Below are 13,992 nucleotides of genomic sequence, written 5' to 3'. Positions count from 1 at the left end.
CCCTTTTTATAAAATATATTCGGATTACTTTGCGTATTTCTTGTATTTAATAGTATAAGTACCAACACCATTCGCTGCAACTACTTTATCTGCCTGTAATACATAGATTTCATCTGCTTTTTCTGAAAAATCAGAACCTTTATAAAGTACGACATATCTATTTTTGATCGGTGTTACTGTGTAACCATTCTTGTGATCATAATATACCCAAGTTGGAGCAGTCAGAGGGGCGCCTGCGCTTGTTGCATCTACTATTAAAGACGGTGTTTCTTTCAATTCGACTTTCTTCAGTATTTCTAAATTGATAGCATCTACAGATGTATTCTCGCGATCAAAATATCCAAGCTTGTACGTGTTTGGGTGTGAAGGTTTTAAAGTGCTTCCAAATATATCAGACATATTAATTGTACTGTTAATACTATCTGTCTTAGTATTTGTATTAAGATTGTAAAATCCTTTTGCAGATGCAGATGCAGCAATTGTAGCTGTCTGCACAGTTGCTTTACTGTCTTCGAGTACTACCGGTTTAATTTCTTTATCATCATCTGAGCAGGAACTAAATCCAAAAGTTGTTAGCGCTAAAAGTGAAATAGCAAAACTATGTTTAAGGGTTTGAGTAAATTTCATTTTTTAAAAATTATTTAGGATAAGATATTTGCATTAAAAGGTTGTCCGAAAGAAGAAAATGTTTGCTGAGCTGCAGTAATAGCTTCTTCGATAGCTGACGACTCTGTTACTTCCGCATTGATGATTCCAGTAAACTTAGCCCAGTTTTGGTGCGATTGTTCCCCATAGCCATTGAAGAAATTAAAACCTGTTTCAATGCCTCTTTGTTGCAGCATTTTCACAATATAGGGTCCACCCATAATAGAGCCTTCCAGCACGTATAGTGCGCCTATAGCCTGTGTTGCATTGTGCAGAGGAGGAAGAACTACTGAAGGAAGTTCTGTCAGCGATCCGCCCAGCGCTTCAATATCCTGTGCAATATGAGATGCATTTCTTCTCCCAGCATAATAAGATTTCAGACTTTCCGGTAATAAATGGTCGATCTGCTGTTCAATCCCCGAAAAGAATACATAGAAATGCTTTAGCACATCAGCATAGTCTGCGTTGTTTTCAATAGCCTTTAGTTTATACACAACAGTTTTTTCTAATTCCTGATGACCTTGTTTTGTCGCTTCTTTGATTTGCTCGTTTAACATATCGTATTAATTTTTAGAATAAATTACTTGGTTTTTAAATTTTTGGAACCGTCTTCCTGGACGAAATATTTGAATGTAAAGTATGGTGCAGGCCAGTTCAGATCAGTGACAGCTGGTGGATTGCCTTTATAGATATTGACAATCTGTAGTTTGGCATATTTTCCGTTCGTTAATCTGATTACATAAGTTCTGTTAGGTACTACAGCTACCAGATGATTAGTGACATTGTAATCATACCAACCTTGGGAGTCTTCGTTTATTATCATCCCAAAATCATTGAGTTGACTCTTGTCAAAATCAGCATCACTTGGAGCTGTACTGACTCTGTCATAGGATTCTTTGACCAGTATCACCTTATGTCGTGATGTATTTCCAGACGCGGGATTTCCATTTAACTGACCATTATTCACATACAGCGTACTGTTGTATAAGCCGGAGAAAGCAATATCCCAATCTGTTCCTTTAATATATTTAGCTGAATCGGCTGCTGTTTTTAACCAGGTTTGTTTCTGGTCCGAAAAGCGGAAGAGAAAAGTATGGAAATCACGCTTTTCCTTCCCGGGAGCGCTGTTACCTACAGAAGCGTCTACATCTCCTGCCAGGTCAGCAATCACTGTACTGGTACCATCACTCAGTTCGACATTAGGGCCGTCATTGGATTTGGAACAGCCTGTCCATAGAGTCACTGCTGTAAAGCAAATAATAGCGTATCTGAATTTGTTCATCATTAGTGTTTTATTAATCTGTAAGATACCCCTGCAATCAGTGTCCTTCCGACCTGACCGGGGATGAGATAATTTATATAGTTGGATAAGTTTTCCCCGTTCAGCCGGATCGTTAACGGAAGCTTATCAAATTTCTTTTCTATAGTTGCATTGTAGAGGATATGGTCATTGACAAATACATCATACCTATCTATAAACTGGTTGCCGTTTGCATCTCCGAAAGGATAACGGCCTCTGAAATTAGCTCTGAGGTTGAGGGTCAGATTCCAGGGTTTGAAGGTATACATAAGCCCCACATTGAATTGATGTCTCGAGCGGTTTTCGAGTCCCCAGTAATCTTTTGCTGTAGGAGCGTAGGAGTTGCCTGTAGCTGGATCGTGTATATTCTGATTGTAGGGCCAGTTCCCTGCACGTATACTGTCTTCTACACTCAGATCTTTAGCGATAAGGTATTGATAGCCTGCATTGACTGTCAGATGCTCTAAAGGTTGAGCTGTGACTGTTACATCAAAACCTTTGTTGACTGATTCAGGCAGATTCTGGTAAGAATAAACGGCCATATTCCGAGTGCCGGTAGCGACCTGTATGCTGTTGATCTGGTTTTTGAGTTTGTGGTTAAAATAGCTGCCTTCTACCGTATATTGTTTACTGATCTGCCATGTAAATCCGGCATTGAACGATGTATTCTTCTCTGCCTGAAGATTGCGGTCTAATTGATTGACTACATATTTTCTGATTTCCGAAATCTCGCCGGCTTCCTCCATTTTTGTCAATGTTTCCCGTAATACTTCATTGCCTATGACATAATAGTTAGCGGCAGGATTATAGAATACCTGATATCTGGATTTAAAGTCGGGCGCTTTAAAACCGCTTCCGATACCAGTTTTCAGGATCAGTTGCGGGATTACAGTATACTGAAGTCCTAAGCTGGGACTTAGTTTTCCGCCAAATCCTTCCGTATTGTCATAACGGAGTCCTGCTGTTAGCCTGAGCTGCTCCAGAAGTTCTTTGTTAGCCTGAGAATAAGCAAAGTAAGAGTTCTGGCTACGTGCTGCAAAGTTATTGACAGCTTCCATATGTTCCTGATTAAATCCGGCTCCGAAAGTTGCATTAAAGGTTTCACTGGTATATGCAACCTGCTGTTCCAGGCGGTGGATGTACTGGCTAAACTGATCATTAGTCAGCGTTGCCTGCTGTTGCTGCGTCCGGACATTGATATCAGACTTATAGTAAGAGAAATAATAAGTTGATAATGATTTCCACTGTTCATTAAATCTTTTGTCAAAATAGACCGAAGTGTTGAAATCATGTTCGCGTTGTCTGTCCTCTGTCGCATAATCCTGACTGTAGACCCGCGTCATATCCGAAGATCGGGTATTCAGTCTGGCATTCCATCCGATGTGCTGCTGATCACTTCCGACCTGATGGCGCACTTTTCCCTGGACAGCCATGTTAGTATACGGAGGAACGCTAGTTCCCCCTTCCATATATTGTTTATTGTTATTAAATCCATTGGTGTGATAATAATTTGCAGATACAAGAGCAGAGCCCTTACCGTTATTAAATGATGTTTCTCCTTCCAGTGTGGCATCCAGAATCTGGAAACTTCCATAGTTGAGACTAGCATGCAATTGAGGGGTGATCGCTCCCAGACGGGTAATAATATTGATGGCACCGCCCAAAGCATCGCTGCCGTAGAGACAGGAAGAAGCCCCTTTTATAATTTCTATGCGTTCGATATTGGCCACCGATATGCGGGACAGATCAAAGTTTCCCGAGTTGCGTCCCAGCATAGGCTGTCCATCGATCAGGATCATAATATACTGACTTGAGAATCCCTGCATCTGCACACCTACAGAGCGTGCACCACCGGAAGTATTATTTACAATAGCAATACCGGTCTGTTCTTTCAGTATCTCATCCAGTCTTCTGCTACCCATCAGCTCGATTGTTTTACGATCTATTACCGTTACAGGCATGGCTGCATTGGCCGGATCTATAAGCGTCGGTCTGGCTTTATTGGTCTGCGTGATAGCGACTTCATCCAATATCCTGTTTGATTTTCTAAGTACAAATTCGCGTTGTTCGCCGCCGGTACCCTCAATATATACGGACCCTGTGTCCGTTACGAAACCAATGGCTGATATACTGTACTGATAGGTGCCCTGAAATAGCTTGTTAAACCTAAATACTCCTTTTTCATCTGCTGAAACTACAATATGATCCGGCTCCAGAATAACAGATGCACGAGACACAGGATGACGGGATTCATCAAGGATTACTCCTGTGAATATGCCTTTTTTCTGGGCTTGTGCAAGCTGCGTATTTCCTGCAACAGACATCATGATGAGAATAAAAGAAATAAAATACTTCAATTTTTATTTGTAATAAATCTAAATAACTTTGCAAGTATCATCAAACTTTGGCATAAAGTATTTATGTTATCTGTAATTTTATTTGTTTGTTCTGTATTTTATTTTGTTCGAAACGTATTTTATTGTTTTGGTAAGAAGAAGTCCAGTTGCTTGTAATTAATTGTTTATCAGTTTGTTGTTTTTAAAATTTAGTTGTTTTCACATTCTCTTTCAGATGTATTCTTAAGCAGTAATCTATTTGGAATTGGTTTAAATAAAGAGTTGCTTTGTTCTATTCAAATACATGAAAAATATCAAATCATATTAATATGCAGAGGTTAAACATTTTTTTTATTGCACTTATACTGTTGTTTTCCGGGGAGGTAAGTCTTGCTCAGCAATCTGTTCCCAAACGTATTGTCAGTCTCAATGGTACGCTTACGGAGGTAGTGGATGCGCTCGGATTAAGTAAATCTATCGTTGCTACAGATGTGACAAGCGATTATCCTGCATATGTAAAGTCACTTCCAAAAGTGAGTAAGAACAGATCTGTATCTGCAGAGGGTGTATCTGCATTTCGTCCTGATCTGGTATTGGCTATAGAGGGTGAACTCAGTCCGGATTTACAGAACCAGTTAAAAGCGCTGAAAATAAGGGTAGCATTAATAAAGCAGGAATTTACCGTTAACGGCGTAGTACAATTAGTCAAATCAGTAGGTAGTGCTGTAAATATGAGTACACATGCTAATACTCTGGGGGCACAATTGCAGAAAGATATCAATCAGGCCGTTGCCGCTTCGAAATCCAAAAAAGCAGTAAAGACAATGTTTGTCTATGCGCGCGGTGCCGGAGCGATGAGTGTGGCCGGAGATAATACAGCCGTCGACGCTGTTATTAAACTGGCCGGAGGTCAGAATGCATTGAAAGGTTTCACCGGATTCAAAACGTATAACACGGAAGCATTAGTAGCGGCCAATCCGGACGCTATTTTACTATTTGACTTTGGTCTTTCGAGTCTTGGCGGAAAAGAAGGTATTCTCAAAATGCCGGGAGTCAATCTGACGACAGCCGGTAAAAACAAACGGATTGTGACGATGGACGCCACATTGCTTAATAATTTCAGCATTCGTCTGCCACTCGCGATCCGTACATTGCACGAAAAAATATCGGCTAATTAGTATGTCCGGAATGAAATATATCCTGATTTACAGTTTGCTGAGTATACTACTCGTTCTGGTACTGATCTTTTCCCTGGGTATGGGATCTATACGTATCCCGAGTCAGGATGTGGTCGTGATCCTCTTACAGAAGCTACATCTTTTTTCCGACAGACCGATGGATGAACTGAATGCGAATGTTATCTATCAGATACGTCTGCCACGAATTTTGCTTGGCGTACTGGTCGGAGCGGCATTGGGTGTAAGTGGAGCTGCTATACAGGGTGTATTCCGAAATCCGCTTGCCGAACCGGGCCTTATGGGTATCTCTACAGGCGCTTCACTATTTGCAGCTATTGTCATTTCTTTTGAAGCTGCGCTTGCAGCAGCGGTATCTGCAGCATTCAATTCGTATATGCTGGCCTTTGCGGCTTTTCTGGGAGCCTCATTAGCAGTGTTCTTCGTATACCGCATTTCTATTACGGATGGCAAACCTCATATTGCAACCATGTTGTTGGCTGGAATTGCTATTAATGCATTTGCAGGAGCACTTACCGGATTACTGAGTTATCTGGCGACGGAGCAACAGCTTCGTTCCATTACCTTCTGGTCTCTGGGTAGTCTGGCCGGGGCAAACTGGGATAATATAAAAATTTTATTTCCTTGTGTGCTCCTTCCCATACTAGCTTTACCCTTCTTCGGGAAGAAGTTGAATGTATTTGCCTTAGGTGAATCACAAGCGGAGATGATGGGCGTCAATACTGGAAAGTTAAAGGTACTGGTGATTACTTTTTCTACATTGGCTGTAGGAGCTGCGGTCGCCTTTTCGGGCGTTATCAGCTTTGTAGGACTGCTGGTTCCACATGCCATACGGCTTGTAGGGGGAGTTGATAATCGCTATGTACTGGTTGCTTCGGCACTGGCAGGAGCGCTGGTTCTTACCTTGTCAGATCTGGTCGCACGTACCATTATTCAGCCGTTAGAACTTCCTATAGGAGTGATCACGGCGCTGCTGGGGACACCAGTGTTTTTATATATATTGATTAGGGATAAAAGTAAAATGTAAGTATGATGATGTTGCAGGCACATTCTTTATCTTATCAGGTCAAAGGAAGAACCATTGTCAGGGATTTTGATTTTTCCGTTTCTGAAGGCGAGTTCTTAGCGATCATCGGAGCAAACGGGGCAGGGAAGACATCTTTGCTTCGTCTCATTGCCGGTGATTTGAAACCTTCGGAAGGAGAACTACTATTCAAAGGCAAGCCGGTAAAGAATTACAAACTAAAAGAACTGGCTTTACACCGGGCCTTGCTTCACCAGTCGAATGCCATGAGTATGCCCTTTACTGTCGAAGAGATTGTAAGAATGGGGCGTTATCACCTCTCAACTTCAGTTGAGCAACACGAAGTAGCGGTAGCGGAGACCATGAAAATATGTGCTGTAGATCATCTGGCAGATCGTAAGATCCAGCAATTATCCGGAGGGGAGCAGCAACGTGTACATCTGGCACGTGTATTAGCGCAGGTATGGGATCAGAAGAATGTATTGCTTTTATTGGATGAGCCCATCAGCAGTATGGATATGCAGTTTCAGCATAAAACACTGGCTATTGCAAAGGCACTCACGAAAGTGGGCTTTACGGTTGTGGCTATTCTGCATGAGCTTAATCTGGTTGCTCAATATGCAGACCGTGTACTGATGATGAAATCAGGCCGCAAATGGTGGGACGGGGCGCCTATGGAAGTCCTTACTCCGCAAAATATATTTACCATATTTGGCGTACATTCTCAGGTTTCTATTATCCCCGAAACCCTGACACCTCGTATAGATCCGCTGACAGTCGAATTTACGGCTACAGCATTCAATTCAAATTATAAACACTACCAGCATATGGAACTTAAATTAAAATACGAAGCATATAAAAAGGAAAATCCTAAAGCACGGATCTACGATTGTGCCAAAGCTTTGGGGGTGAGTGAAATGCAATTACTGCTGACCCAGCTTTCGGATGATGTCGTTCTGTTACAGCCTGAAATGCTTTCCATTTTACAGGAGATAAATCAGCTTGGCTATGTGATGGCTCTGACCCGCAATGAAAGTTGTGTACATGAACGTAAAGGTGTATATCCCGTACCCACAGCGACAGATCATGTGCTGTTATTCAATGACGAAGATATAGATCTCCGTATATTTCTGAGCCAATGGCAATACGCATTTGCCGTACGGATGGGCGCACTCTACGGTTTGCAGTTTTTTGATCAGAACGGTACAGCTGTACACAAAATATATCTGACGGAGGAGAGCGACCATAAAGCTTATCACCGTCTTGTCGGCAGATTTAAAGCTGCAGATCAAAACTACTTTACACTGGAATCAGAAAAAGAATATGTAGATGTTCATATCCCGGATACGGAAGTGGATGTGACAGGTTTTCAAAAGGACTGGTTAGCTATGAAGGACAGCCATGAATTTTTTGGAATATTAAGAAAATATAATCTCAAACGTACGCAGGCTTTGCGTCTGGCTCCTGAAGGCAGAGCTAAGCAAATAAAAGTAGAGTCTTTGGCTGAACGTATAGAATCTGCCGGTACTTTACAGGTGCCGTTGATGATCTTTGTTGCCAATAAAGGTTGTATTCAGATCCATACGGGACATGTAGACAAGATCGCCAGGATGGCAAACTGGTTTAACGTGCTTGATCCCAAATTTAATCTTCATCTGAATACAGATCAGATCCGGGAAGTCTGGATAGTGAGCAAGCCATCTACAGACGGAGATGTACATGCCCTCGAGGCCTATGACAGTCGTGGCGAACTGATTGTTCAGATTTTTGGAAAACGTAAGCCTGGTGTGGAAGAATTGCAGTCCTGGCGGGATTTGGTAGCTGTCAGAGAGGGAAGTACGTATTAACCTCTGACAAGTTCACTCGGAAGGATTCCGTAATATTTTTTGAAAGCATGTGTGAAGCTGGCCTGGTGTTTAAAACCCACTTTTATCCCCACTTCATACATGTTTTTTTGTTCCTGTATAATTAAGCGCTTGGCCTCCTCCATACGGATGCGCGTGATGTAGTTGTATATTGTCGTACCGAAATGCTGCTTAAATCCGTTCCTGAGTTTAAATTCATTCAGCAATACCAGTTTTGAAAGTTGCTTGTGTGTAGGCGGGCTGACAAACTGATTTCTCAGTATACGCAATACTTCTTCCAGTTTCTGGATATCTTCAGCCCTGAGGCTGTCATCCAGCTTGCCTCCCACATGATTGAACTGCTCAAACTGCAGCATAATCAGTTCCAGTACCCGGGCATTGACAAAGATCTGCTTGAGCTCATTTTTGGTCGTGGTGGTGCGCAGATCTTCTATGATCTTGATCATCTCTGCAGTAGCAAAGAGATCATCCTCTACGATAGAAGTAACTGTTTTGCTTTTCATACGCTCTTTGAAAAGCGCATGTAAAGGACTCGGGATAGTCACCAGATTATTGTAGAACTCCGGTGTCATAATCAGCAGAAAATACAGGAATTGTTGTCCCGGCTCTACCTCATGTTCTTCGTAAAGAGAGGGAATATAGCGGATATTATGCTTACTGAAGGTATAACCTCTTCCGGAATCATTTTTGGAAAGAATAAACTGGCTGACAATAGCCTCACTGTCAATTTCGGATATAATTTTGCTCTGTTGCGCAAATCGCATATCGGCCTGCAGGATAAAGATACCCCGGCTTAAAATCTGATACGTAGAGATATCAATCGGGAACTTGTTGATGGCTATATGTTTTTCCGAAATTGCGGTCTGGGCAAGCGGATGCTCGGGCAATTCCTCCCAGAATAACCATTCGTTATGTTCCTTTATTTTAGCCTTGATAACCATCCTTATCTACAAATATAATCTATTTGTATTTATTCTAAATAAATCCTGCTGTTAAAACTTTGTTACTTGAGCTTTTCGTTGTTTTTATGGCGGTCAGCATCCCGTATAGATTTCTTTTCCAGGTTCTTTTGCAGGGCATCCGTCAGATCTATTCCTGTCTGATTTGCCAGACACATAAGAACAAACAGGACATCAGCCATTTCGTCCGCCAGATTCACTTCTTTATCCGACTTTTTAAAAGACTGCTCTCCATATTGCCGGGCCATTATCCTGGCCACTTCACCTACTTCTTCCATCAGCATAGCTGTATTGGTCAGTTCATTAAAATAGCGGATTCCTGTAGTATTGATCCACTGGTCAATGGTCTCCTGTGCTTCTTTGATCGTCATGATAGTGTTGATTTAAAAATTCAATAATATCCTTTGTAAATAGTTTTGGTTGTTCAAAATGAATATTGTGTTCAATCCCCGGATACCTTTTATGTATTACCCAGGGTTTGAACTGCTTCGTAAATATACGGTTCTCCTCATCGAATGGTAATGGATCAGTATCCGAACAGGCTTCCATAAGTAATACAGGGACACTCAGGTTACGATAGATAATCATCGGATCTATAGACGTTATAGAACGGGCAAACATGGGACTCTTGCTGGGTCTAAGCACTATGTTTTTGAAATCTTCTGCTGTGGAAAGCCCCAGAAACGGTTCCAGATCTTTATAAATAATCCACTTGTCCTGTTTATTTCTGGAAATCCAGGAGAGGAGTTCAAATTGTGGGGACTGATCCGTTGAATCTTTTAAAAAGTCAAAAGCAGCCTGTTGGGAGTCAAACTCCTGCAGGTAAGGATTGCTTTGTGAAGAAAGAGCAGTCTGTTTTTGAATAAGGCTGTCTAATGTAGCATCACTGAGTCTATGAAAGTAACTGTTAAAGGCGACAGTGCCGCCTTCTTCAAGAATAAGTCCGCGAACGCTGGAAGGATAGCTGTCATAAAAGGCTGTCGCTATGTAAGCACCTCTTGAAAATCCGCCGATATACGCTTTTGAAATGTTTAATTCGTTCAGGAGAAAATGTACATCATCTGCCGCATGATAAAGGGATACCTCATGTGCCGGAATCGGGGTCTGCCCGTGTCCGTAATAATCCATCGCAATGACAAAATATCCTGCATCTGCCAGCTGAGGGGCAATGGACATCAGCTCATATGCATTTGTCAGACTGCCGTGCAGCCATACGACAGCCGGATTCTTGCGGTCGCCCCAGCTGAGATAATGAAGACGTATGTTTGGAGTTTGTATATAATTACCGTGTCTGGCTTCATAGGCGGTATAAAGCTGATGTGCCTGAGTATATGAGCTCAGGCCAGTCTGTTGCTGAGATGTGGCAACCAGATGAACAGATATCAGGGCCATGAGGAGGAGTAAAGGCTTCAGACAGATATGATATGACATTAGAAATTATCTTTATCCTGTGTATTCATAATGATCGTCACAGGGCCGTCATTGCGAAGGTCAATTTTCATATCAGCACCGAAAATACCGCATTGTACTTTTTTGCCTAGCAACTGGGACAGAAAAGCCGACATGGCTTCGTACATCGGAATAGCTTTATCCGGACGTGCAGCACGTATAAAGGATGGTCTGTTCCCTTTTTTAGTCTGTGCAAATAAAGTGAACTGGGAGATGAGCAAAATATTGCCATCAATATCCTGTACAGATTTGTTCATGAGCCCGTTTTCATCAGAGAAAATCCGCAAATTGACAAATTTCTGTGCCATCCATTTCATATCCTCTTCTGTATCTGCATCCTCGATACCAATCAGGATCAACAGACCCTGATCAATTTTTCCGGTGACGGCATCCGCTACTGTACATGATGCCTGTGTTACACGTTGTATTACTGCTCGCATCCTGCAATATTAATAAAAATCATAAGACAAGCATTCAAAAGAGACAAGGCCTGACGAGTTTTTAAACAAAACCCGACTCATCAGGGTATCTGATTGTACCTGCCTTCCAGTTTCCAGAAGTCGCTCAGCTGGTCGATAGATACCGGTTGAGATTTCCATTCGTTAAGGACAAGAGAGATCTCCGTTCCGCTTTGTTGAAATTTACCAATGAAAAAATCTTCTTTGCTAAAGTATAAGCCAAATTTGTCTGCCAGCGTATGCAGATTATCAACCTGCAGCATGCCGAAGAACAGAATGTTGTTTTCTTCATTATTAGCCTCTATATGTTTGGGTATAAAGTGACTGTTTTCTACAGCGAGATAATTTTCCTGACCGTATAGAGGAAAGAAGATTTTGGGAATACTTTCGAGGTTATGGTGTAATTCTTTAGCCAGAAATACACGTTCACGGGAAAGGAAAGGAATGCCTGCTAAATTTTTTGGTGGAGCAATGGAAGTATTTGCCTCAAAATAGTCGTTGAAATTGAGAATTTCATTCACAGAAAGCTTTTTGTCGATCAGATTGCTGAGTGGTATGCTAAAATAATTTGCAATTTTGAGCGCGATGTCTATTTTTGGTTCAGCCCGCATTTCTTCATACGAGGAAATGTTACCTCTTGTTAAGTTAAACAATTCTGCAAAAGCCTGCTGACTGAGGCCTTTTACGTTTCTTAACTTTTTAATATTATAACCTATATTCGACATTTTTTGAAAAAATATGTAAAATTAATTTGCAAAATATTTTTGCATTATTTAACTTTATGCAAACAATATGTGCAATATATAAAAAATAAATTATGAGCTTCTCAAAAATTGAAAAATATATCACAGAAACAGGATATAAGATTGTTCATAAAAATGAAGATGAAGGAGTCTTTGTTATAGAGAATGAATTGGATGGTATCCGCAATTTAATTGTAGGGGTAGCTATGCCGATTATCATTTTTGAACAATACCTGTTTACAATCCGAAATGAGAGTCTGGAGATGTTTAAAGAGTTGCTTGTAAAGAATCGTGATATTATTCACGGAGGATTTGCGCTGACAGAGGATGGTGAGAAAGTCATTTATCGCTATACCCTTCAGATTCATAATCTGGACCTCAATGAATTTCAGGCGGCATTGAGTTCTCTGAGTCTGTTGATGAGCGAATATAAAGAACAGTTAATTAGTTTTTCAAAACATTAAGATAATGAATATTTTTAAGAGAATTTTCCGGATAGGACAGGCAGAAATCCATTCGGTAGTAGAGAAGATGGAAGATCCCATCAAAATGACGGAACAGGGTATCCGTGAAATGAAAGATGATCTGGCGCAGGCTTTAGAGGCATATGCCAAAGTAAAAGCACTGGCTATCCGTACGGAGAATAATACGGACAAGAAGCGTGCAGAATCAGCTGAATTTGAGCAAAAGGCAATTTTGCTGTTGCAAAAAAATCAAAAAGGAGAACTGTCCGCTGAAAAGGCAGAGTCACTTGCTAAAGAAGCCTTATTGTTGAAAAACCAACTGCTGGCTGAGGTGCGTGAGCTCGAAAAGCAGACTGTTATTCACAAAGCTTCTGCTGAAGAAATTCAGAAAAATGTAGATATCCTGAAGTTCAATATCTCTAAATGGGAAAATGAGCTGACAACACTCAAGGCACGGGTAAAAGTGTCTGCAGCTACTAAGATGGTAAATAAGCAGTTGGCAAATATTGATTCCAACAGTACCATCAGTATGCTGGAGCGGATGAAAGAAAAGGTAGAAGAAGATGAAGCGCTGAGCCAGGCATACGGAGAGATCGCGAAAGGCAACAAAACGACTCGTGAAGAAATTGACGAAGCAATCGGTGGTCCTGAATCCGTCAGTAATGAACTGGATGAGCTGAAACGGCAGCTGGGAATTACACCGGACAATCCGGCATAGTATACAGGAGCCGTCTGCTGGCGTTGCTTCCAAAAAGATAAAGTAAGACCGGAATAGCGTATCTGCTGGAGAGGTGCGATCTGCCGGGATAATGTTTTGAAGGTTTTACTATCTTTTGGAGATCCGGTGAATACAAGATAAATTAAAAAACGATGAAAGAAATTATTGACCTGCTTTTTAACCCCCTGTCCAATGCAATAATGACCGCATTGACAGGTATTTCTCTGATATACTGGCTCTTCACCATGCTGATGGGCGACGGATTTGATTTCGGAGATACCCATGTCAATATGGATGTTGCGGCAGATGTGCCGGATACGGATGTAGCAGATGACGGTGCTGTAGACGCCGATGCTGAACCTTCATTTTTCACTAAAATGATGGATTACATCAACATCGGAAAAGTACCGATAATGGTGATCGTCACGCTTTTTAAATTTATTGGCTGGATCATAACACTGGTTTCATCTCTCGTTTTTCATCTTGCGGAATACGGAACCAAATCTGTTTTGATTCTGATTCCCGTATTTATTGTGACCTACTTTATCCTTCACTGGGTTTCAAAACCGCTGGTCAGAGTATATGCCAATGTCGGATACAATGGTGAAGAAGCACTTGACCTGATGGGAAGGGTAGGTAAGATGAAATCGTCCATAGAGGGAGAGCACATCGGTTCTGCAGAGTTTGTGATTCAGCAGGATGTAATCCGGCTGAATGTGGTGAGCAACGACAAACAAAAGATCAGCTACGGAGACCGGGTCATTATTGTAGATGAGTCGGCAGACAAAAAATATTATTACGTAACAAAAGATATTAACTTAGATAACATTTAATC

At 41.4% G+C, this 13,992-nt stretch carries 15 protein-coding genes; 6 read left to right on the top strand and 9 right to left on the bottom strand.

All coding sequences use genetic code 11. The features are described 5' to 3' along the window. Nucleotides 1-24: 24 nt before the first annotated feature. Genes I6J03_RS06825 through I6J03_RS06810 form a run of 4 tightly spaced genes read right to left on the bottom strand, consistent with a single transcriptional unit; the run spans nt 25 to nt 4,302 of the window. Nucleotides 25-627 carry a hypothetical protein gene (locus I6J03_RS06825; RefSeq protein ID WP_003008672.1) on the bottom strand — a complete coding sequence of 201 codons (603 nt, stop codon included), beginning with the start codon at nt 625-627 and terminating at the stop codon, nt 25-27. Between the two features lie 14 nt (nt 628-641). Next, on the bottom strand, nt 642-1,202 hold the full coding sequence (locus tag I6J03_RS06820) for a biliverdin-producing heme oxygenase (RefSeq protein WP_003008670.1): 561 nt from the start codon (nt 1,200-1,202) through the stop codon (nt 642-644). A gap of 23 nt (nt 1,203-1,225) precedes the next feature. Next, entirely contained in the window at nt 1,226-1,927 is a 702-nt protein-coding gene (locus I6J03_RS06815; RefSeq protein WP_157600504.1) for an HmuY family protein, read from the bottom strand. Between the two features lie 2 nt (nt 1,928-1,929). After that, nucleotides 1,930-4,302 carry a TonB-dependent receptor gene (locus I6J03_RS06810; RefSeq protein ID WP_232279747.1) on the bottom strand — a complete coding sequence of 791 codons (2,373 nt, stop codon included), beginning with the start codon at nt 4,300-4,302 and terminating at the stop codon, nt 1,930-1,932. Between the two features lie 308 nt (nt 4,303-4,610). Here I6J03_RS06810 and I6J03_RS06805 point away from each other — a divergent pair, with 308 nt between their 5' ends. The 3 genes from I6J03_RS06805 to I6J03_RS06795 are packed head-to-tail and all read left to right on the top strand — an operon-like array spanning nt 4,611 to nt 8,348. Next, nucleotides 4,611-5,459, top strand: a complete 849-nt coding sequence (locus I6J03_RS06805; protein ID WP_003008664.1) for a heme/hemin ABC transporter substrate-binding protein — start codon at nt 4,611-4,613, stop codon at nt 5,457-5,459. 1 nt (nt 5,460) lies between these two features. Next, entirely contained in the window at nt 5,461-6,504 is a 1,044-nt protein-coding gene (locus I6J03_RS06800; protein ID WP_003008662.1) for a FecCD family ABC transporter permease, read from the top strand. Nucleotides 6,505-6,506: 2 nt separating this feature from the next. Then, nucleotides 6,507-8,348 (top strand): heme ABC transporter ATP-binding protein, encoded by a 1,842-nt coding sequence (locus I6J03_RS06795; protein ID WP_201694254.1) that lies wholly within the window; start codon nt 6,507-6,509, stop codon nt 8,346-8,348. Here I6J03_RS06795 and I6J03_RS06790 read toward each other — a convergent pair. The 5 genes from I6J03_RS06790 to I6J03_RS06770 all read right to left on the bottom strand — a co-directional run bounded on the left by I6J03_RS06790 (nt 8,345) and on the right by I6J03_RS06770 (nt 11,957). Then, nucleotides 8,345-9,307, bottom strand: coding sequence for a helix-turn-helix transcriptional regulator (locus I6J03_RS06790; RefSeq protein WP_002997607.1), 963 nt, complete (start codon nt 9,305-9,307; stop codon nt 8,345-8,347). The two genes, I6J03_RS06795 and I6J03_RS06790, sit on opposite strands and share 4 nt — an antisense overlap. A 62-nt stretch (nt 9,308-9,369) precedes the next feature. Beyond that, nucleotides 9,370-9,696 carry a nucleotide pyrophosphohydrolase gene (locus I6J03_RS06785; protein ID WP_003008656.1) on the bottom strand — a complete coding sequence of 109 codons (327 nt, stop codon included), beginning with the start codon at nt 9,694-9,696 and terminating at the stop codon, nt 9,370-9,372. Next, a complete protein-coding gene (locus I6J03_RS06780) occupies nt 9,665-10,756 on the bottom strand; it encodes an alpha/beta fold hydrolase (RefSeq protein WP_003008654.1) in 1,092 nt (363 codons plus the stop codon). The genes I6J03_RS06785 and I6J03_RS06780 overlap by 32 nt, the downstream gene beginning before the upstream one ends. Further along, entirely contained in the window at nt 10,756-11,214 is a 459-nt protein-coding gene (dtd, locus tag I6J03_RS06775) for a D-aminoacyl-tRNA deacylase (RefSeq protein WP_003008652.1), read from the bottom strand. Before dtd ends, I6J03_RS06780 begins: the two co-directional genes overlap by 1 nt. A gap of 80 nt (nt 11,215-11,294) precedes the next feature. Further along, a complete protein-coding gene (locus I6J03_RS06770) occupies nt 11,295-11,957 on the bottom strand; it encodes a helix-turn-helix domain-containing protein (RefSeq protein ID WP_003008650.1) in 663 nt (220 codons plus the stop codon). Nucleotides 11,958-12,049: 92 nt separating this feature from the next. Between I6J03_RS06770 and I6J03_RS06765 the strand changes: the two genes are divergently transcribed. The 3 genes from I6J03_RS06765 (at nt 12,050) to I6J03_RS06755 (ending at nt 13,990) form a co-directional block, all read left to right on the top strand. Further along, nucleotides 12,050-12,439, top strand: a complete 390-nt coding sequence (locus I6J03_RS06765; RefSeq protein WP_002997592.1) for a type III secretion system chaperone family protein — start codon at nt 12,050-12,052, stop codon at nt 12,437-12,439. Nucleotides 12,440-12,443: 4 nt separating this feature from the next. Continuing rightward, nucleotides 12,444-13,157, top strand: a complete 714-nt coding sequence (locus I6J03_RS06760) for a PspA/IM30 family protein (protein ID WP_115170023.1) — start codon at nt 12,444-12,446, stop codon at nt 13,155-13,157. Between the two features lie 152 nt (nt 13,158-13,309). Further along, the gene (locus I6J03_RS06755; protein WP_003008644.1) at nt 13,310-13,990 is read left to right on the top strand and encodes an OB-fold-containig protein; all 681 of its coding nucleotides are present in this window, start codon (nt 13,310-13,312) and stop codon (nt 13,988-13,990) included. Nucleotides 13,991-13,992 lie beyond the last annotated feature (2 nt).

The organism is Sphingobacterium spiritivorum (genome assembly GCF_016724845.1).
GTDB classification, from domain to species: domain Bacteria; phylum Bacteroidota; class Bacteroidia; order Sphingobacteriales; family Sphingobacteriaceae; genus Sphingobacterium; species Sphingobacterium spiritivorum_A.
The sequence above is the reverse complement of the archived record's forward strand: the minus strand, read 5'-3'. Positions and strand labels throughout refer to the sequence as shown.

Bases quoted from the DNA above. Each gene is read 5' to 3' on its own strand.
- I6J03_RS06795 (WP_201694254.1), top strand. From the start codon at position 6,507: ATGATGATGTTGCAGGCACATTCTTTATCTTATCAGGTCAAAGGAAGA.
- I6J03_RS06815 (WP_157600504.1), bottom strand. From the start codon at position 1,927: ATGAACAAATTCAGATACGCTATTATTTGCTTTACAGCAGTGACTCTA.
- I6J03_RS06785 (WP_003008656.1), bottom strand. From the start codon at position 9,696: ATGACGATCAAAGAAGCACAGGAGACCATTGACCAGTGGATCAATACT.
- I6J03_RS06820 (WP_003008670.1), bottom strand. From the start codon at position 1,202: ATGTTAAACGAGCAAATCAAAGAAGCGACAAAACAAGGTCATCAGGAA.
- I6J03_RS06790 (WP_002997607.1), bottom strand. From the start codon at position 9,307: ATGGTTATCAAGGCTAAAATAAAGGAACATAACGAATGGTTATTCTGG.
- I6J03_RS06760 (WP_115170023.1), top strand. From the start codon at position 12,444: ATGAATATTTTTAAGAGAATTTTCCGGATAGGACAGGCAGAAATCCAT.
- I6J03_RS06780 (WP_003008654.1), bottom strand. From the start codon at position 10,756: ATGTCATATCATATCTGTCTGAAGCCTTTACTCCTCCTCATGGCCCTG.
- I6J03_RS06770 (WP_003008650.1), bottom strand. From the start codon at position 11,957: ATGTCGAATATAGGTTATAATATTAAAAAGTTAAGAAACGTAAAAGGC.
- I6J03_RS06825 (WP_003008672.1), bottom strand. From the start codon at position 627: ATGAAATTTACTCAAACCCTTAAACATAGTTTTGCTATTTCACTTTTA.
- I6J03_RS06805 (WP_003008664.1), top strand. From the start codon at position 4,611: ATGCAGAGGTTAAACATTTTTTTTATTGCACTTATACTGTTGTTTTCC.
- dtd (WP_003008652.1), bottom strand. From the start codon at position 11,214: ATGCGAGCAGTAATACAACGTGTAACACAGGCATCATGTACAGTAGCG.
- I6J03_RS06800 (WP_003008662.1), top strand. From the start codon at position 5,461: ATGTCCGGAATGAAATATATCCTGATTTACAGTTTGCTGAGTATACTA.
- I6J03_RS06765 (WP_002997592.1), top strand. From the start codon at position 12,050: ATGAGCTTCTCAAAAATTGAAAAATATATCACAGAAACAGGATATAAG.
- I6J03_RS06755 (WP_003008644.1), top strand. From the start codon at position 13,310: ATGAAAGAAATTATTGACCTGCTTTTTAACCCCCTGTCCAATGCAATA.